This window comes from Alteromonas sp. AWM4_230 (assembly GCF_056158305.1).
The window spans coordinates 1,607,350-1,632,536 of record NZ_JBSWTB010000001.1 but is presented as its reverse complement, the minus strand read 5'-3'; the positions used below and the strand labels follow the sequence as shown (position 1 = coordinate 1,632,536).

18 protein-coding genes are annotated in these 25,187 nt (G+C 44.4%); 7 read left to right on the top strand and 11 right to left on the bottom strand.

The window, feature by feature from the left end; genetic code table 11:
* Positions 1 to 373: 373 nt before the first annotated feature.
* Together ACXACS_RS06925 and ACXACS_RS06920 are read right to left on the bottom strand one after the other, a co-directional pair.
* Positions 374 to 1,198: a hypothetical protein gene (locus ACXACS_RS06925; RefSeq protein WP_474805346.1), complete on the bottom strand. Its 825-nt coding sequence runs from the start codon at positions 1,196 to 1,198 to the stop codon at positions 374 to 376.
* 159 nt (positions 1,199 to 1,357) lie between these two features.
* Positions 1,358 to 2,128, bottom strand: a complete 771-nt coding sequence (locus tag ACXACS_RS06920; protein WP_474805345.1) for a SapC family protein — start codon at positions 2,126 to 2,128, stop codon at positions 1,358 to 1,360.
* A 394-nt stretch (positions 2,129 to 2,522) separates the two neighbouring features.
* On the opposite strand from ACXACS_RS06920, the gene ACXACS_RS06915 reads away from it, so the two are divergent.
* On the top strand, positions 2,523 to 3,761 hold the full coding sequence (locus ACXACS_RS06915; protein WP_474805344.1) for a dipeptidase: 1,239 nt from the start codon (positions 2,523 to 2,525) through the stop codon (positions 3,759 to 3,761).
* 85 nt (positions 3,762 to 3,846) lie between these two features.
* On the opposite strand, the gene ACXACS_RS06910 is transcribed toward ACXACS_RS06915, so the two are convergent.
* The 6 genes from ACXACS_RS06910 to ACXACS_RS06885 all read right to left on the bottom strand — a co-directional run bounded on the left by ACXACS_RS06910 (position 3,847) and on the right by ACXACS_RS06885 (position 13,102).
* A complete protein-coding gene (locus ACXACS_RS06910) occupies positions 3,847 to 7,122 on the bottom strand; it encodes an efflux RND transporter permease subunit (RefSeq protein ID WP_474805343.1) in 3,276 nt (1,091 codons plus the stop codon).
* Entirely contained in the window at positions 7,115 to 8,899 is a 1,785-nt protein-coding gene (locus ACXACS_RS06905; RefSeq protein ID WP_474805342.1) for an efflux RND transporter periplasmic adaptor subunit, read from the bottom strand. Before ACXACS_RS06905 ends, ACXACS_RS06910 begins: the two co-directional genes overlap by 8 nt.
* Before the next feature lie 5 nt (positions 8,900 to 8,904).
* On the bottom strand, positions 8,905 to 10,215 hold the full coding sequence (locus ACXACS_RS06900) for a TolC family protein (protein ID WP_474805341.1): 1,311 nt from the start codon (positions 10,213 to 10,215) through the stop codon (positions 8,905 to 8,907).
* A 314-nt stretch (positions 10,216 to 10,529) separates the two neighbouring features.
* Positions 10,530 to 11,084, bottom strand: coding sequence for a hypothetical protein (locus ACXACS_RS06895; RefSeq protein ID WP_474805340.1), 555 nt, complete (start codon positions 11,082 to 11,084; stop codon positions 10,530 to 10,532).
* Between the two features lie 104 nt (positions 11,085 to 11,188).
* The gene (locus ACXACS_RS06890) at positions 11,189 to 12,277 is read right to left on the bottom strand and encodes an alpha/beta hydrolase (RefSeq protein ID WP_474805339.1); all 1,089 of its coding nucleotides are present in this window, start codon (positions 12,275 to 12,277) and stop codon (positions 11,189 to 11,191) included.
* Positions 12,278 to 12,361: 84 nt separating this feature from the next.
* Positions 12,362 to 13,102 carry a glutathione peroxidase gene (locus ACXACS_RS06885; protein ID WP_474805338.1) on the bottom strand — a complete coding sequence of 247 codons (741 nt, stop codon included), beginning with the start codon at positions 13,100 to 13,102 and terminating at the stop codon, positions 12,362 to 12,364.
* A gap of 236 nt (positions 13,103 to 13,338) precedes the next feature.
* Between ACXACS_RS06885 and ACXACS_RS06880 the strand changes: the two genes are divergently transcribed.
* The 4 genes from ACXACS_RS06880 (at position 13,339) to ACXACS_RS06865 (ending at position 16,915) form a co-directional block, all read left to right on the top strand.
* Positions 13,339 to 14,034, top strand: coding sequence for an AAA family ATPase (locus ACXACS_RS06880; protein ID WP_118492777.1), 696 nt, complete (start codon positions 13,339 to 13,341; stop codon positions 14,032 to 14,034).
* Positions 13,994 to 14,317, top strand: a complete 324-nt coding sequence (locus ACXACS_RS06875; protein ID WP_474805337.1) for a replication protein RepA — start codon at positions 13,994 to 13,996, stop codon at positions 14,315 to 14,317. Before ACXACS_RS06880 ends, ACXACS_RS06875 begins: the two co-directional genes overlap by 41 nt.
* A 129-nt stretch (positions 14,318 to 14,446) precedes the next feature.
* Positions 14,447 to 16,579 (top strand): tetratricopeptide repeat-containing diguanylate cyclase, encoded by a 2,133-nt coding sequence (locus ACXACS_RS06870; protein WP_474805336.1) that lies wholly within the window; start codon positions 14,447 to 14,449, stop codon positions 16,577 to 16,579.
* Between the two features lie 18 nt (positions 16,580 to 16,597).
* Positions 16,598 to 16,915, top strand: coding sequence for a GFA family protein (locus ACXACS_RS06865; RefSeq protein ID WP_179984288.1), 318 nt, complete (start codon positions 16,598 to 16,600; stop codon positions 16,913 to 16,915).
* Between the two features lie 153 nt (positions 16,916 to 17,068).
* Here ACXACS_RS06865 and prsR read toward each other — a convergent pair whose 3' ends face one another.
* The 3 genes from prsR to ACXACS_RS06850 all read right to left on the bottom strand — a co-directional run bounded on the left by prsR (position 17,069) and on the right by ACXACS_RS06850 (position 21,979).
* Positions 17,069 to 18,430: a PEP-CTERM-box response regulator transcription factor gene (gene prsR, locus ACXACS_RS06860; protein WP_474805335.1), complete on the bottom strand. Its 1,362-nt coding sequence runs from the start codon at positions 18,428 to 18,430 to the stop codon at positions 17,069 to 17,071.
* An 81-nt stretch (positions 18,431 to 18,511) separates the two neighbouring features.
* Positions 18,512 to 20,557, bottom strand: a complete 2,046-nt coding sequence (prsK, locus tag ACXACS_RS06855) for an XrtA/PEP-CTERM system histidine kinase PrsK (RefSeq protein WP_474805334.1) — start codon at positions 20,555 to 20,557, stop codon at positions 18,512 to 18,514.
* Positions 20,558 to 20,854: 297 nt separating this feature from the next.
* Positions 20,855 to 21,979, bottom strand: a complete 1,125-nt coding sequence (locus ACXACS_RS06850) for a beta-ketoacyl-ACP synthase III (protein WP_474805333.1) — start codon at positions 21,977 to 21,979, stop codon at positions 20,855 to 20,857.
* 625 nt (positions 21,980 to 22,604) lie between these two features.
* Here ACXACS_RS06850 and ACXACS_RS06845 point away from each other — a divergent pair.
* Positions 22,605 to 23,483, top strand: coding sequence for an NAD(P)-dependent oxidoreductase (locus ACXACS_RS06845; protein ID WP_474805332.1), 879 nt, complete (start codon positions 22,605 to 22,607; stop codon positions 23,481 to 23,483).
* 51 nt (positions 23,484 to 23,534) lie between these two features.
* Positions 23,535 to 24,848: an MFS transporter gene (locus tag ACXACS_RS06840; protein ID WP_474805331.1), complete on the top strand. Its 1,314-nt coding sequence runs from the start codon at positions 23,535 to 23,537 to the stop codon at positions 24,846 to 24,848.
* Positions 24,849 to 25,187: the final 339 nt, after the last annotated feature.

The window sequence follows — 25,187 nt, the reverse complement described above, 5'->3', positions numbered from 1 at the left end:
AATCTGCAAAGTGATGATGATTTGATCCACAATTCGCCACATTTACCCACTGAGATACAGTTTAGGTACCAATGATCCCCACTGTCAAGTAGAAAAAGGCGTGAAAGCCGCATAAACACTGGGATTAAACTGGTTAGATATACAGTATTTTTAGGAAGTGTATGATTAGGCGTGTAAAAAAGATTAAAAAATATTCAGGTGGGCAAAATTAAACTTAAAATTTATCGATGAATGGCTGTTTTTATCTAAATTAAATACGTTGGTTAAGTTAAAAGCAGTGTCTAGGAATAAACGCAAAAAATGAACTACCAACCGAAACTGATAGTTCATTATTAACAATTGCTAGCTATCGATAGTTGATGGCTGAGTTACCTTAAAAACGGTAAGAAGCTGTGAGCGACGCTACGTCGCTTTCGATATCGCTATCAATATCTGTTTCATAGCTTGCCGCTACTGAGAATTGTTCATTCACCCAGTAATCTAAAGCCACCCCTACAGTTTTTAAGTTGTCAAAGCCATCTGGCGCATTGGTGTAGCTATAGCTGCCTTGAACACTTAGACCTGGGCTAAAGAAGTAACGCGCACTTCCAGATAATACATCAACATCATCGGCGATGTATTGGGCGGCGAAGTCCCAGCCAGTTCCCCCATTACCTACCGTGGTGTAGCGTGTGAAGACAAGAGGTGAAGTTTCATTCTCGCTTTCGCTGTAGCTTTCTTCACCGGCATTGAAGTCGTACGTGGCACGCTGATAGATGACACCTGCGCCTATTTGCCATTGGCGTGATAAGTTAAACCCTACTTTTAAATCGATATTGGTGTAATCCTCATCACCAAAGTCGTCGTCAAATTTACTATGGGCACCTTCAATGGCTAGCATCCACGTATCGTCGAAATAGAAAGTTGTACCTAAATTAAACACGTCGATACCGTCTAAATTAGCGTATCCACCAGACAGACTTGATACGCGCTGTAGATAAGGATTAATAAGGTAAGCGCCGCTATCGCCACTCACCTCGTCAAGGTAGCGCACATATCTAGCACCGTAGAGGTTATCATCTACCCCTTCAAAATCGACAGCGGTAACTTGTACTTCGTTTTGTGTAGCGGCATGTACTGCTGAGACTGAAAATACTGAAGCCGTTATGAGTGACAGTGCAGTTAGCGTTGTTGAAAGCTTATTAGATTTGATGTTCATGTCTTTTGTCCTTAAAAAATGTGTTGGGAACGATGTGTAAGATAAAGTATTAAAACTTAACGGTTTCTGAACGAAACATGACGAAGTCTGAACGTAAATTTAAGGTACAAAAAAACCCGCAACTTTGCGGGCTTTTAAACTTAAAAAATGAAGGAGCGATTACGCGTTTGGCGTCGCTTCCGCTGGCGCTTCTTCCGCTTTAACAGCAGAAAGCTGCATGTTGCGAATTGGGTTATCTGTATCGTTTGAAAGCTCAACAAGACGATTAAGCTGACCCACTGACATCATTACCGCATAAATTGCACCTAGGAAGCCTTGTTTATGTAGCTCAAGTACTTGCTCTTCAGGTAGCTCAAGAAGTTTCTTCTCGTTAATGCTCATCATGCCTGTAACATTGCGCTGCTTACCGTCTTGGTAAGTAAGGCGAATTTGAATTGGATCAAGAAGGTCTAGTTCAACAACTTTTGCTACAAAACGCTGTGTTAGCATTTCACTATTAGCAAGGTCTGCTAGGAACTTCTGACGGCTATCAAGGAATTCACTGGCTTCACCAGCTTCAGTGAATAGAGCTTGGCCTTCATCAGAAATTAGGTCAGAATTTTCATCAATATAAACCCCAAGCTTATCGCCGTCTGGACGTACGTCAAACGGGTAGCGAAGGATGTTCATTGGAACGTGAGGACCTTTCCAGCTGTCGCCAGTTAGGAAAAGGTTTTGACCTTGCTCCATACCAAGCATAGTCACAACGTGGTGACGCTTAGATGCAGTGTCTTCAATGAACACTAGCGGCATTGTTGCAGCAAGTTGTGCAAATTCACGGATAGTTGCTGCTGCAAGGTGTGTGTTTTTCGCGAAGCTGAAAGATGTGTTTACCGCAACCTTTAGGTCTTTATGCTTTTCTTTATCTAGCGGTACAAAATTAATAGCCATATTTATTTCTCATACTTGTTAGCTGTGGCCCCAGCTTAATTATGTGAGAAGAGCGGGTGCCACTAAAAAAATTACGTCGGCCGCGCTGATGCTTAGTAGTCATCGATAGTTGGCGGAGCGCTTGGGAGTATCCCGTATTCGCGCAATGAAGTCACGCAGTCTTCACCATAACAAGTTTTAAATTTTTATTGCAATGTAAACTTGAGGTAAACAAGCACAAGCGCTCTAAAAATGAGCAATATCGACTAATTTAGGGATGTACGTGTTCAATCTGAGGTAAATGCATAGCAAGTAAAAGTCTATTGTCGCGGTGTGCATAATCCTTTAGTCTCGTATTGCTACTTAGTTAGCGGTTGTTGACCTAAGCGACAAAAAAACAAAATAAGGATTTTCTATGAAGGGGCGCTTCCCACTCTCTACTTGCGCATTACTTATCTCTGCGCTTTTTGCTTCACACTCTTCTCTTGCTAAGAGCTCAACTTATTCAGCATCTGAAAAAGCTATCACGATCGCACAAGAAACTATTATTGTAGATGGTCACATCGACGTTCCCTATCGCGTAAAGGAAAAGTGGGTGGATGTTACTAAAGCCACTGAAGGTGGAGACTTTGACTACCCTCGTGCAGTATCTGGCGGCCTGAACGCCCCCTTTATGAGTATTTATGTACCTGCCAGCTTGGACAATTCGCCTGAATCTACTCAACTTGCGCATGAGCTCATCGATTCAGTAGAAGCCATTGTTGCCCGCGCCCCGGATAAATTTGCTATTGCTAAAAGCCCTTCTGACGTAAAAGTCCAATTTGAAAAGGGGTTAATTTCACTGCCAATGGGTATGGAAAATGGTTCGCCTATTCAAGGTGACTTAGCAAATTTAACGGCTTTTTACGAGCGCGGCATTCGCTATATTACCCTTGCTCATAGTCAAGCCAACCACATCTCTGACTCTTCGTATGATCTGCGTAGAAAATGGAAAGGCTTAAGCCCGTTTGGCAAAACCCTAGTGGGCGAAATGAACAACATCGGCATCATGCTGGATATTTCCCATGTGTCTGACGACGCCTTTTATCAGGTTATTGAGTTAACAAAGGTGCCAGTCATAGCATCGCACTCTTCACTGCGCCGATTTACTCCTGGCTTTGAGCGCAACATGGACGACGAGATGATCAAAAAACTCGGCGAAAATGGCGGTGTAATTATGATTAACTTTGGTTCAAGTTTTGTGTCTAAAGAAGCTGGTAAGTGGCGTAGTGGCCTTAATGCTGCGCGCAAAGCCTTGGTTGAGAAAGAAGGCGAAGACAGCCCTAAGCTAGAGAACTTTGAAGAAAGCTACCGTGAAAAAGTACCTTACCCTTATTCAACCCTTGATGAAGTGCTTGACCATATCGATCACGTGGTAAAACTGATTGGTGTTGATCATGTAGGTATTGGTTCAGACTATGACGGTGTAGGTGACTCACTCCCCATTGGGCTTAAAGACGTGGCGAGTTTTCCAAACTTAGTACAAGGATTGCTGGATAGAGGATATAGCCGTACCGATATTGAAAAGATATTGAGCGGAAACCTTTTGCGCGTTTGGCAACAAGTGGAAGTTTATGCGGAAGGTTATTCGAAAGATCAGGCGGCATCGCACTAGTCGCACAACGCTTTAAAAATGAAGCGTAGGGAAGCGTGTTATCGCTTCCCCATGCTTTATCTACTCTATAGTATTTTCAATTCTATTATCTTTTGCGTGACACACTTAAGTAAAACGCGCTTGGCAATACCAACAGCGTTAATACCAGTGCACTCGCCATACCACCTACCATAGGCGCCGCAATTCGCTGCATCACCTCACTACCGGTTCCAGTGGCATAAAGCACAGGTAATAAGCCCACAATAATAGAAAGCGATGTCATCATAACAGGGCGAAGCCTTGCAGATGCAGCATGGACAATAGCCGTTTTGACAAGCTCATCTTTTTTAATGTTGCCATTTTCTGTTGAGTGGCTAGTGAGTGCTTCTGATACATATTGGTTTAGATAGACCAACATGATAACGCCTATTTCTACCGCTACACCAGCTAAGGCAATAAACCCTACGCCTACCGCCACCGATAGATTAAAATTAAGAAGATAGAGCAACCACACACTGCCCACCAGCGCCAAAGGTAGGGTAGCAAGTATGAGCGCCACATCGCGAAGGCGTTTAAATGCCAGATAAAGCAAAAGGCAGATAATGGCTAATGTTAGCGGTATAACCACCGACAGTTTTGCTTTCGCGCGCTCAAGGTAAGCAAACTGCCCCGCCCACGTAATGGAGTATCCAGTGGGTAAATCGAGGTGCTCTGACAAATGACGTTTCGCGCTATCTACATAGCCCCCTAAGTCAACGCCCGTGGCTGAGTTTGACGATATATCAACATACACCCACCCATTTAATCGAGCATTTTCGCTTTTAATCCCCGCCGGCCCGTCGTCAATACGCACAGTTGCCACATCTCCAAGGGTAATGTGAACACCGCTTGGTGTGACGAAAGGCATGGATGCTAAAGATTCAGGCGTATCGCGGTAGTGCTGTAAAAAACGCATGGCAATAGGAAAACGCTCACGCCCTTCTACTGCTTGTGTAACCACTTTGCCGCCCACTGACGACGCTAGAATACTGTGAACATCGTCTATGGTCATGCCGTAACGCGCCGCCAACTGCCTGTCGACATCGATATAAACGTAGCGACCACCCACTACCCGCTCAGCGTATACTGATGCTGTATTGGGTAGGTCTTTAAGCAGTATCTCAATATCCTTTCCAACGGCTTCAATGCCCGCAAGGTCAGGCCCCGCAATCTTGATCCCAACCGGTGTTTTTATCCCGGTTGCCAACATGTCGATACGGGTTTTAATTGGCATTACCCACGCATTGGTCAGCCCAGGAAATTGCACCAGAGCGTTAAGCTCTTCTTTGAGCTTTTCAGTGGTCACGCCCTCCCTCCACTGGGCTTTCGGTTTAAGCTGAATGAAGGTTTCAATCATGGTCAATGGTGCAGGGTCTGTGGCCGTATCTGCGCGTCCAATTTTCCCAAATACCGTTTCAACCTCGGGCAAGGTTGCAATAAGCTTATCCGTCTGCTGTAAAAGCTCTCTGGCTTTGCCCACCGAAATACCCGGGTAGGTTGTAGGCATATACATCAAATCGCCTTCGTCCAGTTCGGGCATAAATTCACTACCTAGGTGACTTAGCGGCCAGTACATGGAAAGCAATAAGCAAAATGCACCCACCAAGGTGGTCCGTGGGTAGTTAAGCAACCGCATCAACAATGGTTGATACACACGCTCTAAAGCTCGATTTACCGGGTTCTGGGCTTCAGAACGTATTTTTCCGCGTACAAAATAACCCGCCAGCACAGGAACTAAAGTAATTGCCAGCGCCGCAGCTGCTGCCATGGCATAGGTTTTGGTAAAGGCAAGAGGCGCAAAAAGACGCCCTTCTTGCGCTTCCAATGCAAAAACAGGAATAAAGGATACGGTTATTATTAGGAGCGCAAAGAATAAAGCTGGACCAACTTCGGTGGTCGACTTAATCACCAGTTCCCAACGTTTGGCTGCCGAAAGCTTTGCAGATGTTGGCGCAGAGGCTGGTATAGATGTTCGCGCTTGGGCACTCCCTGACCCCACATGACTTGCTGGAACCCTTTGACTTGCTGAATCCCTTTGACTCGCTGAGGCTCCCTGACTTGATGAAACAGCATGCTGATGAATGTGCTTGTGTAAATTTTCAACCACAACAATAGCACCATCCACCATTGCACCAATAGCGATAGCAATGCCACCTAAAGACATGATGTTGGCATTAAGTCCCTGCAGCTTCATTACGATAAAGGCGGTGAGAATACCGATGGGTAAACTGATCATCGCCACCATTGAGGAACGTAAGTGGAACAAAAAGATTGCGCATACCACACCTACCACTAATAGCTCTTCAAGAAGCTTATCGGAGAGGGTATCGATTGCGTTATCGATTAATGTCGAACGGTCGTAAACCGAAACAATATTAACGCCTTCAGGCAAACTCGCTTTTAGCGTATTCAATTTAGCTTTGACCGCATCAATAGTGGCTTTCGCGTTTTCGCCGTAGCGCATCACAATGATGCCGCCAACAGTTTCCCCTTTTCCGTTTAGCTCGGCAATACCGCGGCGCATTATCGGACTTTCTACAACTTGGGCCACATCATTGATCGCTATACTTACCCCATCCTTAATAACGCCCGTTGGCAAGGCCTTTATATCGTCTATGCCCTGTATGTAGCTTTGCGCAGTGACCATATATTCCGCTTCCGCCATTTCGATAACCGAAGCGCCTGACGCGCGGTTACCCCGCTGAAGGGCAATGTCTATCATGGATGGCTGAATGTTATAGGCACGTAATTTTTCAGGGTCGACAATAACTTGGTATTGTTTAACCATCCCTCCAACAGACGCAACTTCAGATACGCCTTCAACTGACTGAAGCTCAAACTTTAAGAACCAGTCTTGCAACGCCCTTAACTTACCAGCATCTAGCGCATTTGGCTGACTAGCATCGTTTTCCAACGCATAAATGTAAACCCAACCTACCCCTGTCGCATCTGGACCTAGCTGGGGTGTCACGCCTTCTGGAAGTTGCGAAGACGCCTGGCTTAGGTATTCCAGAACGCGGCTTCGAGCCCAGTACATGTCTGTATCGTCATCAAAGATAATATACACGTAGGCATCGCCGAAGAATGAATACCCTCGCACCGTCTGTGCGCCAGGCACTGACATTAGCGCAGAGGTGAGAGGAAAGGTCACCTGATCTTCCACCACTTGCGGCGACTGACCGGGATAACTTACTTTCACTATGACTTGGACATCAGATAAATCAGGGATAGCATCAACGGGGGTGTTTTTCACCGCCCAGACACCCGCAATACTGAGAATAATAGCGCTCAGCAATACCAGTATTCTATTGTTTACCGACCAGCGAATTACCGATTCAATCATGGTGCATATGCTCCTTATGATTTATCGATTTTTGTTCTGCCGACTTATGCTCTATTGATTTATGCTCCATAGATTTATGAGCCATTGACTTACGAACCGTGAACTCATGAGCATCGCTTTGCTTTCCATCGCCCTTCAGGTTGCCCTTATCATGTTTATGATTACTGTGACCTGAGTCATGCACCATGCCCTTGCCCACCGCATGTTCACTATGTTTACGCATATCAATAACCGTGAATTCTTCGCCAGTCACAAAGGTGAACATGATGTTGTCGCCTTCTTTGAACTGAGATAAGTCAATATGCTTTGATACCGCAAATGACATTGTCGCAGGTCCTCGATTCCACTTTTCTATGGGACCACGGGCAATAACTACTTCTGCATTGTATTCACTGTCATCTGCCGTGTTTTTAACGGGTAATTCAATCGATTTAATAGTACCTGTTGTCGTGGCCTGGTGGTCGGGCGCTTTCATTCGCCCAAAGTCACTGCTTTTCGACGACTCTGAATCAATCAAAAATTGTGCGGATACCACCACATCATCCTCTGGCAGCAAGCCTTCGACGACTTCAAAATGTGTACTATCGCTTTGCCCCAGTTTTACCCGTACCGACTTAAAGTTGCCATCGCCATCACTGAGTACCACTTTTGCGCCCTCAGCCGTGCGAATAACGGCACTGCGAGGAACCAGTAACGCCGCCTTGCGTTGAGTAGGCTTTATTCCAACGTGGGCAAGCATATTGGGCTTTAACGTGTGGTTGTTATTGTTTAGCGGTATGCGTACCTTTAAGGTTCGCGTTACTTCTGATAAAGAGGGATAAATATACTCAACGTGGCTTTCCCATTTAGCATCGGACCCATGGGCCATTTCATCAAGGGTAACTACAGCGCTATTATGAGGCGCTATGATTTGCGCGTATTTTTCTGGCACCTCAGCAATCACCCACACCGTATCCAGCTGTGCGATGCTCATTAAGGTTGTCCCGGGCTGAACGTAAAACCCTTCTCTAATATTCAGCGCTTCTACCACACCGCTTTGTGGCGCGTTAAATGTAACGGTTTGTGTTACCCGTCTAGTTTTTTGCAATGCATCAATAACGCCCTTTGATAGCCCCAGAGTTTTTAGGCGCTCGGCTGCGCCATCAATTAAACGTGCGTCTCCTCGTCTAAGGGCTAGAACGAACTCTTCCTGTGCGCTAACTAATTCTGGCGAATACAGGGTATAAAGTGCCTGTCCTTTTTCAACTTGCTCACCTTGAGATTTAATGAAAAGCCTGTCGACCCAACCTGATACTCTAGGGTGGATGTGCATAATACTCTCTTCATCGTAGGCAACGTTGCCCACCGCCGTTACGGTCTGTTGAAGTGTTCCAATGGTAACGGGCGCGACTTTAACCCCCATATTGTGCTGTACATTTGGCGGAATCATTACCGTACCCGGCGTACGCTCTTTACTTTGCGCAGACGTTGCTTCGTCAGTGGCGTAAACCGGCACCAAGTCCATTCCCATTGGTGACTTTCCCGGTTCGTCACGGCGATAACTGTCATCCATAGGCGCAACCCAATATAAAGGGGCTTTGTTGTCGCTTTGAGCACTTTTATCGCTGCGGGTGTTTACTCCGCTGTGGGCACTTTCAGCATTTCCGTGTTTTGATGAATCAGCCAACAATAGTGAGGCCAAGCCAAACGCTAAAAGGCCGCCGAGTAGCAGACCTATTAGCAAGCCTTTTATAAGCGTGCTTTTTGTATCGGGAGCAGGGTTAGTTGAAGATGTCATATTAACTACTCTTTATTCGAAAAATGGGCGTGAGTGGGCAAATACAAATAAGCAAGTGACGCCAGTGTCTTGGCGCGCTCGATGTCGATTTTGAGTAAATCATCCTGTACCTGTACTTGCTTGAGGTTAGCATTGACAACATCACTAATATCACCGGTATCCGTGGTGTAAGCTGTCAGTTCAGCTTCAGAAAGTTGCTGTGTTTCACTAATTAATACCGTTTCATAAAGCGCTTTGCGCTCACTTAACGCCGACAAGCGAGACTTAAGCACCTCTGCATTCGCGGCAAGCTCGTTCACTTTCAAGCGGAAATCCGTTTCAGACGCACTCATTTTGGAAGCCGCCGCGGCTATTGAAGCGTCTTGACGAGACTTATTGAAAAACGGAAGGTCTACTTGAACACCCACTGACACAAAATCAGCGCGGCTTGCGCCGTTTTGCGCGTCTTGCCTGTACCCATAGCTCGCTTCAAATGCCCACTGAGGCTTAGTTTGCTCTCGCGCTATGTTCACATTTTGCGCTTCTATCTGGGTCTGAATTTGAAGTAGCATAGCCTCAGGATGATGCTGTAGTATTGAAAAAGGCTCACTGCTCTCAATAATCGTTAAGAACGAAGAAAGGTTGAGGTTGCTGTCGTTTAAGATAGCATCGATCTCGAAGCGCTTTGGATAAGAAGTTGATTCTTGCGTTGATTGAGCCAGCGGTGCGCTTACAGAGTCACCTAGCGGCGTGATTACAGACGCATCTAGCGGTGCGCCGAACCATTTTGAAAGTGCAGATCTCGCTTCATTTTTTTGCTGGTAGGCCTGCACATATTTGTCGTCTAGTGACAACAATGCCAACCGCACTTGCAGTATGTCTTGCTGCGCCGCTGCACCAACGCCTTGGCTGTATCTGGAGTCAGTAAAATCGAGTAGCTGTGTAAGCAATGATTTCTCTTTGTCCAATAATCCAATGCGACGTGTTGCATAAACCCAGTCTAACCAAGTAAGGGTAACTTCACGTTTAAGCCACGCCTTTCTTGCTTGGCTCTGTACCGACATTTGATCAGCCATAACCTGATACTTTTGCTGGCTGTAGAGGTTTTCATCGCCTCGCGGTAACTGCTGCTTCAAACCAACTTTAAATTGCGTCATAGGCTCTTGGTCAAATGCGAAGCCGTCGGTAGGCAAGTTTTGTACAGACGCTGAAACCTGTGGATTTGCCCAATATGATGACGCTTCAGCTTCTGCATTAAAGCTATTCTTGCGATGCACATTCCCTTTAAGCAAAGGGTCGTGTTGAATAGCTAACTGCAGCGCTTGTTCTAGGCTCAAAGTCTGCGCCTTAACAGGTTTATTAGTCATCAAACAAGAAGAAAGGACAAAAAATAGGCCGAACAAGGCTCTTATTTTATTAAGCCTGGCAGTGCCCACTTTTTTAGGTACCGAATAGTTGCTCATGTATAACATCACTTTTTAGGTGTAAGGCGTGTTGACGTTGCCCCGCTCTTCGCTAAATTCGACAAAGGGGATTAGCAAAAAGGCTTACCACGCGTTACATAGATAAAAGATCAGAGATATCTCAAAACGAAAAGACACCTCGTTGAATCAAAAACGTCTCTGCTGCGAAATAAATCCGCGAGATAGATCTATGCTGTGAAAAGTGATTTAGGTGGGCGAAACTGCCCGAAGTGAGGAGGTGTACACTGTCCTAGAATAGGTGCAGCTGCAGCCATTCTTGCTACCGATATTTCGGTCTCGACTGTAGGCTGGATAAGCGCACTAGCGCTAATATTAAAACAATGATCGGTTGGGCAATTACATTCGTCTTTGCAGCAAGACATGTCGCTCTTCTGCGCAACTTTCACGCTATTCACGCCTGCCTCGCTGACGTGGACGCCATCGATTTGGGCAGGCTCGCTCATGCTGGTTTTAGTACTTAAATCTGCATGTTGTGATGACACCTCGTGGTGCTGACAATGTGTATTAGCAGACTCAGGTGATTGAACTTGATGCTTAGCATGAGGTGAATCAGATTGCTGCGTCATCGCCGACTCTGAATGGGCATGTTCATATGAATGTTCAATAGATACAGCGCTACCTGAAGACACAAGGGCCATCATTAAAAACAGTATAATAAACCACGAACTTGCATTCGCCGATTTATACCGATTAAGCGTTAAACCAATCCGAAACGTTTTCAAATACTGTACTCAGAACACTGCTGTATCGACTTAAAATTCACTCAAATAATAGCGTGATGTCACTGTTCAGTAAAGGCAAGGGAGTGTTTCATCACGCTTCAAATTTACTTAAATTGCGACAAATAATCTTTCAACATCAAGCCCATTGTCGAGAACAGTGGGTTTGCTTTAGGTACCGCACATTCTTCCTGCTGATTCACCATGTTTGCGTTGAAATTCATTTTATTGAGCAAGCTTGTATTCACGACTAAATCTGCGTGGCACAACCCGTAGGATTCATCGATAACGAAAAAAGTGTTCGGACCTTTACTTGCTTCCATTAACTGCTCTATGCCGTGAATTGGCGTAGTGACATCAGCTTGAGAATGAGCGGCAAACAATGGCACTTCAATTTGCTGCCCTTCCTCGACTTTGTCGCGAATGGTGTTAATTAAGTCCATCAATTCCAACCCAGCTAAACCCGCCACGTTAGGATATTTGTAAGGGTTAGGCCCATGGGTTTGATAACTACCATCAATCACTCGCGCTAAAAGCTTAATTCCCCATATTCGAGACATGCTTTCCGCGTTATCAGACAGGGCTAGCGCACCAGAAAATAACATAAGACCATCGATATTATTTAGTTCGTTATTAGCATTATCTAGATAATGTTCAACCGCCAGTGCCCCACCTGTAGAAAAGCCACCAACAAGCAAGGTATCACCCATGCTATCAGCCAATTTAATGACCTCATCAACGTGTGACTGCCAGCGTTCAGCTAAATCCCAGTCAGACATGTCATCACCGGCGTCGCGTTTACCATGCCCAGGTAGAAGCGGCACGACTACGGTAAAACCCTGTTCAAATAAGATGTTGGCGATTTCACGCATGAAGAAAGGCGAATCACTTAGGCCGTGGATAAGCACTGCCACCTTGCTGCTTGACTTGTTAGTCAGCATGAAAGGGGCATTGCCTTCATTACGCAATACGTTGCTGCAAACAGAAAAGCGATTGAGTGCTGTTTCTCTACACGGCTGGGTTTGACCCCACTCTTTTTCATAAAATGCTTTGAACAGATTTTGCAGATCTGAAAAACCTCTGCTTTTCATTTCGCTAGTATCGGGTATAGACACATTTGCAGCTATGGCCAGATTCGCGCCTAAAAGCGCAACAATACCTACAAGCATTTTTACAAAAAACTTCGATGACACCATTATTCTCCGCTACGGATAATTAATAAAAAACGGGAGCAGTTTACCATGCTCCCGTTTTTTGTACCGATTAAAACCTACAAGGTATTAACTAAAGTACGCCTCTAGATCATCAGAACCACCGATGTGCTTACCGCCAATGAAAACTTGCGGCACGGTTTCGCGACCACTAATCGCCGTTAAGCTTGTTAGAGAGGCATCTTTGCCCAACACTACTTCTTCGTATTCATAACCCTTTTCATCTAGCAACTGTTTAGCTTTAGCGCAGAAAGGGCAGCCTGGTTTTGTGATAATAGACACAGGCGCATTAGTTTGCTCTTCTGGCGCAATGTAAGCCAACATAGTATCTGCATCTGACACTTCAAACGGGTCTCCAGGAACATCTGGCTCAATAAACATCTTGTCCACAACGCCATCTTTCACAAGCATAGAGTAACGCCAGCTTCTTTTTCCAAAGCCTAGCTCCGCTTTATCTACTAACATGCCCATGCCGTGAGTAAATTCACCATTGCCATCTGGGATCACCGTTATGTTTGCGGCTTCTTGGTCAGCTGCCCATGCGTTCATAACGAAAGTGTCGTTTACTGAGATACACACTATGTTGTCGATACCGTGCTTCGCAAACTTCTTTGCTAATGCGTTATAACGAGGTAGATGCGTGGACGAGCAAGTTGGTGTAAAAGCACCTGGAAGTGAGAACACCACGACATTTTTGCCAGAAAATAATTCATCGGTCGTTTTCGTTACCCATGCATCCCCTTCTCGACATGGAAACGACACGCTTGGTACTTTTTGGCCTTCTTTGGAAGTGAAGCGACTTTCTGACATAACAACCTCTTATCGGTAATTTCTACTGTAAATATTCATTTAAGAGTAGAAGACTAGAATGAGTCCAGTCACAAATCAATAGGTATTATCTTACATTCGTTAATATCGATTTTGATGCTGAAGCTCGCTTCTAGCCTGCCTATGCTTTTAGCCGAGGTTGGGGAGAGTCATGTTATCAATGACGGTTCCCGCAACGCTCAACATTTTAACGTAAGCGATATTCGAGGGTTATCACCATGATTATTTTAGTTGGTGGAGAAAAAGGCGGTAGCGGAAAAAGCTGCTTGGCACAGAACATTGCGGTGTATCTTCGCACTGAAAAAGGTGCCAAGGTATTGATGGTAGATTGTGACCCGCAGCGAACGACCTCAGACTGGATCCAAGAGCGTAAAGCAAACCCTCGTCTTGCTGAAATTAACTGTGTTCAATTATACGGCAAAATACGCAACGAATTACTCAGTCTACGACAGTATTACGATTACGTAGTGATCGATTGTGGTGGTCAAGACAACCTAGCCTTGCGCTCATCAATGGCGGTTGCTGATCACATACTGATTCCACTTAGACCTAAGCGTCGTGACCTTAAAACCGTGCCTCATATGGAAGATATATTGTCGACTTGTAAAATGGTCAACCCAAAAATGAACGCGGCATTTGTCATTACACAATGCCCTTCTCTTCCTAGTCTCGCTAACCGCATTTTAGAGGCAAAAGAAGTGTGTCGTTCGTTCGGCATCCCTGTTTTAAACGCTGTCACTTTCAGTAGAAACATGTATGACGATTCTGAAGAATCAGGGCAATCAGTGATTGAGAGTGAACCTGAAGGCAAAGCCGCTACGGAAATACGAACGCTGTTTGAAGAGCTATTAGCTGGCAAATTGGAGGATGCTTATGAGTTTGCTCAACCTCAAAAAGTCGAAGCCGTTAGCTAAGCCCAATCTTCGTTCGATAGAAGATTTTATCGATGATGCGCTGCTTTATGCGCAAGGCAAAGTTGATAAACAAGAAGAACAAGGAAGAAAAGGTTGCGTTAAAACCGTAAACAACCAGAACGTTGCACCAATAAGAAAACCGGCGAAAACGGAAGGTATGCGTCACGCTACCTTTACCTTAACGCCGCAGTGTATTGAAAAGCTTGCAAATATTGCTCATAGAACAGGAAAAGCAAAGTCAGCGCTTATTCGCGAGTGGATTGAAGAAAATAGCAAATATTAAACTAAAGTATAAATCCAAATACGTATAAGATTCGTTTTATCTTTCAAAATAATAAAGTTGCTAGGCCAAAGGCCTATTGAGATACTTAGTATTAAGCGTATTCTGACAGCGTATAGGAGATACAATAGAATGGGCCGTGGAGGAATAAGCACAGCGCGCGTGCTGTTGTGTGCCCTAGTGATTGCTGTATATCTTATACCGAGCAAACCGGTAAAGGCATTCGAACTTTTTCATACTGAAGTTACACGAATTGAAAACCTGCTCAATGCCAAGCAGTATTCGGATGCAGACAGCACTGCGCTCTTGCTTTTAGAACAAGCGTTGCAACAAAAGCAGATGCCTGCAGATACCTTTTCATCACTAGGTGAGCTACTGCAAAACGCATCTCGCTTTGAGGTAGCAAAAGCCATTTTTAATGCTGCGTTAGAGCGTTACACCCTTGAAGGCCGTCTTAATAAAATGGCGTCAACGCTTTTACAGCTCGCCACCTCAGAGCGGCACCTGTCTAATTATACGAATGCCGTAACCTATGTCAGGCGCGCAATGTCTATCGCTCAAATTGAGGGCGATGATCTTTTAAAAGCCCGATTAAATCTCGAGCTAGGTATAATCCAACAAGAACAAGGCGAAATAGAAGCGGCGTTAGAGCCACTGAAAAATGCGCTACGTTACTTTCGGGAAAATAACATGGCTAACGAAATGAGCCTCTCCCTTCTTCGCATTGGCGAAATTTATAGTTTACTTAATCAGTCCACGTTAGCCCACACCTACTACCAAGATGCATTCGATAGCATTCAAAGCACAGGGACGCCTAAACTTCTCGGTTCAATAAAAACACGCATGGGCGAGCTGTCACTAAAATCCGGCGCCATTAAGCAAGCCATACAAACCATAAATGAGGGCCTCACTCTTCTGCTTTCAACTAACGACGTTGGTGCCATTGCACAAGCAAAGATGCTAATGGGTAAAGCCTTCGTTGAAAGTGGCGAGGTTGCTAAAGGTAGAGCGCTTCTGCAAGAAGCCATGCAGTTCGCAAGTTCATCGGGGCAGACAAAATTAATGAAAGAAGGCCGACTCGCCCTCGCTCAAGCCTATATGAAAGAACAAAATTTCGAACTGGCACTTACAGAAGCGAGAACAGGTACTATCGATGCGCGTACAAACAGAGATATTCGTGGGCAGTTAAGCTTCCTTTCATTGCAGCTTAGTGCTTTTGTATCTTTAGGTGAATTTAAGAAAGCCTTGGATGTTCAATCTGTCATTCAACAGTTGCGCGAAGTTTTACTCGACTCAGAAAACAAGTCAGCCATTGAGGGGCTTCAGGCTGAAATCGAGCTTGTGCGTCAGTCCCGTACGCTTGAAAAGCTGGAAGAGTCTAAGCAGCTTGTACTTGCCCAAGCTGAACGTGAAAACTTACAAACTACCTTGTTTTGGAGTGTATCTCTAGCTGCACTTCTGCTCACATTTTTAGTTTGGAGTCGATACAAACAGCGCCAACAAACTATTATTCTACGTCGCGAAGTTAGACAGCAAACGCTAACGCTACAAGAGAAAAACCAAGAACTAGAACGCGCTTACAAAACCCTAGAGGAAGTAAGCTTACGCGACCCATTAACCGGCTTGTACAACAGGCACTATCTGGAGTCACAGCTTCCGGGCGAAATTAGGCGTAGTCAATTTTCAGCAAGACAAAACCCAAATGCCAATAAGTCTAAACAAGACTTACTTTGCCTTCTGATTGATATTGATCACTTCAAGCGAATTAACGATGACTATGGGCATATAGCAGGAGACAAGGTGTTGTCAGCATTTGCCGGCGTCCTAAAAGAGGTATTCCGGCAAACCGACCTGATTATTCGTTGGGGCGGCGAAGAGTTCTTAGTAGTGTGTCGACAATCAAACAGAGAAGAATTACCAGAGCTGGCTGAGCGTTGTCGGGAAATGGTGGCTCGCACTTCTTTTGATATCGGTTTAGAAGAGCCTATCTACATTACCTGTAGCATTGGTTTCTCTCTTCTTCCCCCAGATAAAGAAGATGATTTTGATACCGCATGGAAGCGCACGTTTGCCGTTGTAGATTATGCGCTGTACGCAACTAAGCTGTCCGGTAGAAACGGCTGGGTGGGCGTTATCGAAACCCTTGAAACACCGAGAGCGCACCCAACTTTGTTAGATACTAAGTTCAACTTTCCTGGTTCTAGAATTGCCACGTCTTTTAATAACGTAGCCAGTATTCAATGGCCAGATACCCTCGATAAATAGCAGTAGAGGAAATGAGATATGTATAGAGGAAGTTGCAGTTGCCAAGCCATTCAATATGAAATTGAACATATTGATGAGTTCGAAGCCGACGATGAGACACTCACTCAGACAGACACTAGTAAACTGCGTATGGCAGTTGAAAAAGAAAGGCTTGTCATTGACTGCGCGCCTTCCGCGTTAGCCGAGTTACATCAAGCAAACGGTGAAACGCACCATGTATGTAACGTGTGTGGAAGCGTAATATGCATAGAGGTGAGCCCAAATAAAGTGCTACTTGACGTCGCGTTTAGCGGTCACGACGCTTTAGCTGAGCCTCACCGCCAATTTATCTTATAAAGCAGTTCTAGTCGGTTTAGCTCAGTTCAGCTCAGTTAAATAAGAACAAGCGATATACAACAAAGCCTATTGACTGTTTAATAACGCGGATGAAAAGGGTGGGATGCATCTCACCCTTTTTCCGTTAGCACCTAAAGCTATGATGACAAACGCTTAGTCACTGCTTTTAATGTCTTCCATGTGATACTTATCAATTAACGAATAAAGTGTAGGTCGGGTAACGCCAAGCAGCTCGGCAGTTTTCGACATGTTTTTGTCCGCTTTTTGATATGCCCTTCGTATGGCGCGACTTTCAGCTATTTCTCTCACTTCACGCAAGTTTAATGTTTCAGGCTCATCGTGGGCGTCAACTGGCATTAACCCTAGGTCATCAGGCTGTATTACCGTCCCTTCAGCCATAATCACTGCTGACTTGAGCTTGTTTTGCATCTCACGAATGTTGCCCGGCCATTTGTGAGCTAACATGGCATTGACCGCCGTTTCTGAAAAACTCTTAGCTTTGGCTTTAAACTCTTCTCGGTAAATGTTCAAGAAGGTACGAGCAAGCAGAATAATGTCTTGATCCCTCTCCCGTAGCGGCGGGATCATAATGGGCATTTCGCCCACTCGATAATATAAATCTTCTCTAAAGGTTTCTTGCGCGACCATGGCTTGCAAATCTCGGTGAGTCGCACAAATCACGCGTATATCAACGGGAATTTCATTGCGCCCACCAACCCGTTCAATCACTCTCTCTTGCAAGAAACGTAGCATCTTAGCTTGCAAACCAATAGGCATATCGCCAATTTCATCTAAAAATAGGGTACCGCCCTGTGCCGTTTCAATCTTGCCTACCGTGGTTTTATTAGCGCCTGTAAATGCCCCTTTTTCATACCCAAACAGCTCACTTTCAAGCAAATTTTCGGGAATAGAAGCACAGTTAATCGCCACAAAGGGTTTATCTTTTCTAGGGCTGTGTTCATGAATGCTTCGTGCAAACACTTCTTTACCGGTACCACTTTCACCAAGTAGAAGCGTGCTGATATCGGTGTTGGCAATTTTCTCGGCGCGACGAACCACTTTTTGAATAGCTTCACTATTGCCAACTATCCTCGACATACCTGAACGCGTGCGCGCTAAAATACTGTTCTCATGTTCTAATTTCGACAGGTTTAGTGCGCGATTGACCAATAATTTAATAGTGTCTGAGTCGATAGGTTTTTGATAAAAATCGTACGCCCCGAAATCAATTGCTTTTAGCGCATTTTGCTTATCACTGTTACCTGTGACCACTATGACCTTTGTTCTTGGCGCCAGCTTAATGATGTCGTGAAGGATTCGTAAGCCCTCAGAAGCGTTGGCAGGGTCTGGTGGAAGCCCCAAATCTAGCGTAACCACTTTAGGTTCAAAACGACGCAGCTGCGCAATGGCAGAAGTATGATCGTCAGCAAAAACAACATTGTAATCCGTAAGGCTCCATTTAAGCTGCTTTTGAATGCCTAAATCATCATCTACTACCAAAATGGTATCGGTCATTTCATCATCCTATTAATCTACTTCATCCATCCGAGGAATGTGGATTTTTGTCAGGTACGGATCCGCTTTCTAATTATTTGTCTATCCTATCGGAAAATGCAGAGTAAAACAGCTACCGCGTCCCGGTTCACTTTGGACCGTTAGTTTACCACCGATAGACTCGATATAGGTTTTCGCATCGTAAGCGCCTATTCCCATACCTGCATTCCCTTTTGTCGTATCAAAGGGTTTAAATAAACGTTCTTCAATAAAGCTTTTTTCCATCCCCACGCCAGTATCTTCTATCATGACAAGCTGGATATTGCTGTCGGAATTGGCAGTTATCACTACATCAACTTCACCGTCATCGCCTGTTGCTTGTTGCGCGTTACTGATTAAATGGTAAAAGACATTGGCTACTTTTTCTTTATCAACCATAACAGCTGTTTCTTTAAGCACATGCACTTTCGGTATAGGGTTTAAACCTGAGCAACGACTACTTACCACATCCTTGGCAACTTCCGAGAGTAAAAGCTCAGCGTCAACCCCTTCCTGTACCGCCTTTTTGTCTGTGAGTTGCTTTAACATTTTCTCCATTCTAGCTTTAGTATGTTCTAAAGTTTCAAAGGTATCGTCGATAAACTCGGGATTGTGCTTATGTTGTTGCGCGTTCGCCAAAATAAGGTCCACTTGCGCTAGTACATTTTTTAAATCATGCAGTACGAATGCAGACATTCTGTTAAACGCAGCAAACTGTGCATTTTCAGCAACTACTTGTGCCGCCTCATGATGCTGCATATAGGTACCTACCTGCTCAGAGACCGCAGTAAGATAGTCTTTAACTTCCCAATTGAGACTAATTTTTTCTTTGTCTCCAGGCGCAAGTAAGGCAAATCCCCATAACCCTCCGTCTTTCAAGAAAGGTACAAAGAGCTGGTAGCCCCACTCTTTTAAAGCATTGCGGTCTAGTTTTAACCCTTCGTAATCAAAAGGCTTCACCAGATAAGCATCTGTATCAATAATCCAACCGTTTTTATCACTATATTGCGCTAACGTTTCTAACGTAGTGTAGGTGGCACTGCCTTTCGCTTCACTGGCTATATCTGTAATAGGCGATGCTTCGGCCACACGTTCATAACCATTTGCATTCACCCTATAGAGCAGGCCCGATTCATACTGAATAGCGTTAAGCATGCCCGTTAGCCCAGCGTGATAAACATCTGATGACGAATCCCCGGCCCTAGTTAGCCACTGGGTTAACTTCACCCATTCGACGCGATAGTCGAACTGATTAGCAAAGAAATGCTTCGTAATAAAAACTTTTATCTTAGTACGAAAGGCATTCGATAAAAATACGGTAGCTAACAACGCGAATGACATCACCACCAAGATAATTTGTACGGTAGCGCCCCAGTTACCCCCGACATAGTTGATGGCATAGCCAACCACAGCCATTACGAATAAGTAACCGCCCGCTACAAGTAATAACGAGCTATGTAAGACGACATCGCGGGATATAAATATATCTATCCCCCAGTGATGAATACGGCGAATTGATATTACGAGTAAAGGCATGAGCAAGAAGTAGATATAACCCCGTGCAGCGATATAACCAATTTCCACTTGGTTAACCATGGTCGCATTAGCGTAGGTTACAAATTCGAACAAATTTGTTGCGCCAAGATAGATAATAAGCGGTTTGAAGGCCCACTGCTCTCTTCCTGCTTGCCGATAAACAACCTCTAAAAGTACAAGAACTTCTAAAGAAAGTACGATTAAAACGAGAAAGCTCCACGCAGGGTTAATTGCCAATAAATAGGGTGCAAGAAGCGCGATAAGCGCTGGGGCGACAATAATCAGCGTAATGGGGCGTTTTAATACAGCAGCTATATTACTGAAGTTAGTTTGAATACAAGCAGACAAAAACAGAAGCCAAGCCAATTGCTTTACAACGTCAACGCTTAACAGCCAGCTAAGGGAAATGGGGCCGAACAGCGAGGTAATTAAACTTGTCGACCATAAAAAAGTGGCAGCGGTCGCAACGACAAGCAGGTGCTTGGCAACGCCTGGCTTTCTTACTGTTAGCAATAACAATAAAAGGGCTAGGTGCGCGAGACTATTTAGCCCGTAGCCTACATCTGAAATCATCCTTTTATCTCACCTTTATTATCATTATTAGGAGGCATAGATCTGCGTGCTAGCAGATCATTACATTGATAACACTCGATATATACCGACCATGTTAGATGCTGCAAAACTCCATCTCGTTTTTTGTATAACTCCTAAGTAGCAGCAAGAACCGCACTTATGCTGTGCACCTAGTCCTATTGCCGCATTAGATAAAGCAACGAGTTGGTAAAACGGGCTCACAAAATAAATAGTTAACTTACGCCCTTTGTGATGCGCAGGCCAAGCCTGCGCTATGAGCTTTTACCGATTAAACCTTTATCGTTTTTGAATTACCAAGGAACCAATTGAATAGCCCGCGCCAAATGAGCAAAGCACACCGATATCGCCAGAGACTAAGTCTTCATGATTCAAACCAAAAGCAATGACAGAACCAGCAGAAGCAGTATTTGCGTATTCATCGAGTACGATAGGCGCTTCTGTTCTGTCTGCATCGCGCCCTAATAAGCGCTTACAAATTAAGGTGTTCATATTGATATTAGCCTGATGTAGCCACCAACGCTTCACGCCTTCTGGTGTAATGTTATGACTTGCCAGGTGCGCTTCTATATGAGCTGCAGCCATCGGGCAAACCTCTTTAAATACTTTGCGCCCAGCTTGGTGGAAAAGTTTGTCAGGACCGTAAGGGTCTACATCTTCAGCACGGGTCATATAGCCAAAATTCGAACGAATATTATTTGAATACTTCGTCAGTGCCTTAGTGCTAAGTACGTCATAAACGTGTTCGCTTTTTGCCGTTTCAGCGAGTTCTAACACAGTCGCTGTTGCTACATCACCAAAGATAAAGTGGCTGTCGCGGTCTGCGTAGTTAATTTGAGGAGAAACTAGCTCAGGGTTGATAACAAGTACGCGAGTAGCATTTTTAGCGCTTAGCATCTCATAAGCGCGATGCATGCCGAAAGTTGCTGCTGAGCAGGCGACTAACATATCAAAGCCAAAGCCCTCAATGTTCAGTGCTTCTTGCACTTCAATAGCGATAGCGGGATAGGCGCGTTGTGTATAGGCACACGATACAATGACGGCATCAATTTCATCCGAACTCACGTTCGCTGAAGCCATAGCTAACTTAGCGGCTTCAACGGCAATTTCTGCCTGATGAGAAAGTTCATCATCTTCTCGCGGCGCAATTTTTGGTTTCATGCGAGTGATGTCTAGCGCGCCCTCTTTTTGATAAATATAGCGGCTTATAATTCCCGACGCCTTTTCAATAAACTCTGCACTTGAGTAAGGCACGGCGGCTAGCTCACCTGCTTCAATTTTAGTTTTGTTTTCAGCGTTAAACGCGTCGGCGTATGCGTTATAACTTTCTACTAGTTCTTCATTGGTAATACTGTCTTTTGGGTGCCAAACACCCACACCGCTAATCACTATTTGTTGAGACATAAGCATTCTCTATTATCTGTTAACACTTCTGGCTTTTAAAACGTCGCGTTACTTCGTGTCCTTCACGCTACGGTGCCAGTGCAATTAAGCCTAATCGTACCTTTTGTTAGCAATACGACTGCGTTTTATGAGCTATAGCTTACCTTAATCCGTGGTCACTGTAACTATGGTGAAAGCCACCGTTCCCTCTCAAACACCTAAATCGCTGCTGAAATAGAATTGACTTGACCAATAAAACAGCATCCATTGAACTACATTAAAAAGAATTGTTTATTCAAAGAAACAAAATTAACTTCTTTCCCTTTCACATCCACAGCTTAAGTAAGCAAACAGAAACCTCAAAATATTAAAGAGTTAGAGATTTAAAACGAGCGTAAATTAAAGTGACTAGCAAATAGACGCCCTCACACCTCTACAATTTATTTACAAAATAATGACCTTCAACGCGATATTGGTTGACAAATTGGCAAGATAGAAATAGGGTTTAAACATTAAATTGGTAATAACAATAGTCTCTCGATTATTCAGTGCCGTTTTTTCGGCAATAATCTGTTTAAGACTAGGTGATACCAAAGGTGACGAGGTTGTATCTAACCTTCGAAATTTTACTTATGAGGAAAAGATAATGTCTAAACCATCAATTGGTTTCATCGGACTTGGTCTAATGGGCGGCAACATGGTTGAAAACCTTTTAAACAAAGGTTTTCCAACCACAGTTATGGACTTAAACCCTGATGCAGTGGCTAAGTGCACCGAACGCGGCGCAAAGGTTGCAAAAACAGGTAAGGAATTAGCTGAAACCGCGGATATCGTCATGCTTTGCTTAACGACATCGAATATTGTCGAATCAGTAATGTATGCTGAAGACGGCATTATGGCGGGGCTAAAAGAAGGTGCCGTGGTTATTGATTTTGGAACTTCTATTCCTTCTTCAACAAGAAAAATTGGCGCAGACTTAGCAGCCAAAGGCGTAGGTATGGTAGATGCACCACTAGGTCGAACTCCTGCACATGCGAAAGATGGCCTACTTAATATTATGGCGTCTGGCGACAAAGAAACGTTTGAAAAAGTGAAACCAGTTCTTGATGAACAAGGTGAAAATGTCTTTTACCTCGGTCAGCTTGGTGCAGGTCACACTACAAAACTGATTAATAACTTCATGGGTATGACCACCGTATGTGCAATGTCACAAGCTTTTGCTGTAGCAGAGCGCGCTAGCGTTGACCGCCAACAGCTTTTCGACATCATGTCTGCAGGTCCATCTAACTCGCCATTTATGCAATTCTGCAAAAACTATGCAGTGGATAATAATAGTGACTTAGGCTTTTCTATTGCTAATGCCAACAAGGATTTAGGCTATTTCTTGAAGATGGTAGAAGACTTAGGTACTGAGTCAAAAATTGCTGAAGGTTCATCTGCTAATTTACAAGCAGCATTAGACGCCGGCTTGGGTAACGGCAACGTACCTGAAATCTACGACTATTTTGTCAAATTAGATAAGTAGTAAACGAACGCTCAGGCGAAACTATACACAACCTAAAAGAGAAGTGATGCCGTGAAAATTCAAGGTCTACGTTGGTGGGTAATTACACTTATTGCTCTCGCAACAATTATAAATTACATCGATAGACAAGCTTTAAGCGTATTATGGCCTGCTATTGTAGAAGACTTGTTTCCCGATGAATCAGCGTTAGAAAGGAAACAGATTTACGCTAATATCTCCATCGTGTTTGTTTTCTCTTACGCGTTTGGCCAGGCGATTTTCGGTAAGATTTTCGACTGGATTGGAACGCGAATTGGCTTCGTTCTTTCTATCGGTGTTTGGTCACTCGCCACTATTGCTCATGCATTTGCGCAAGGCATGTTGAGCTTCAGTATCTTCAGATCGATTTTAGGTATTGCCGAAGCTGGTAACTGGCCTGGTGCAACCAAAGGTAACGCCGAATGGTTTCCTACGAAAGAACGTGCGCTAGCCCAAGGCATCTTTAACTCTGGTGCGGCTATTGGTGGCATCATAGCCTTTCCAATCATTGGCTTTTTAACTCTGCATTTTAGCTGGCAGGCGGTATTTATTATCGTAGGTGTCATCGGTCTTTTATGGCTATTGCCTTGGGTTATCATAGTTAAAGCTCCACCAGCGATGCACGCATGGATTACTGAGGAAGAAAAACACTATATTCTTTCTGGTCAGCGTACTGTGAGCGAAGATAAAGATGAAAATGGTAATGCCAAGGAAATGGAGGAATACAGCCCTTCAACAGGTGAACTGCTTTCTCGCAAAGAAAGCTGGGGCGTAATTATCGCTTCGGCGGCAATCGACCCTATTTGGTGGTTATTTGTATTCTGGATCCCTATCTACCTTAACGAAGTGTATGGCATGAACGTTACCGAGATAGGTATATACGGCTGGGTGCCCTATGTGGGCGCAATGCTTGGCGCATGGTTTGGCGGTTTGTTGGCGCAAAATCGTATAGCGGCTGGCTGGACGCCGAACAAGACAAGGAAGCTAGTTATCACCTTGGGTTGTCTAATAATGCTCCCTGCTCTTATCGCAATGTCAGACCCTGGCGCGCCAACGGTAGCGGTGCTTATTATGGCGGTTATCCTTTTCGGTTTCCAAACAGCAATAGGTAACGTTCAAACCCTTCCGAGCGATTTATTTGGTAAAAAAGCTGTGGGTACGCTATCTGGTTTTTCAGGTATGGCGGCGAAGCTGGGTGCGGTGGGCTTAACATCTTTGGTTCCATGGCTTACTGCAGATGGAAATTATACGCCAGCCTTCGTCATCGGAGCGTCGTTAGCTATCATTGCAATTGCAGCCATTTGGCTTCTTATCCCAAAAATAGAAATGCTTAAGCCTAAGAGTTAGTAAATTGGTGCGCTATCAGAATTATTAGGTGTCTGGTAGCGCATTTTTTACCCATAACGTAAACGCAATTAACAGGTGTCTATAACCTGCCCCTAACCTAAAACTCATTTGGATGTCACAGTGAAAAGTACTCTGACTTCGAGCCTAAAAAGTACTCTGACCCCAGACCTGTCTGACCAATTCCGCCAATCCCTCTTATCGAGCTCATTTTAAACGTCTTAATTTTTAAGAAATTTAGTAAATTTGCTAGCAAATGTTAATAAATTGTGTTTTTATTAGCCTTATTACCAATTTGGTAAAAACAAATACACATATTGGTAACACCAAAATACAATAAAA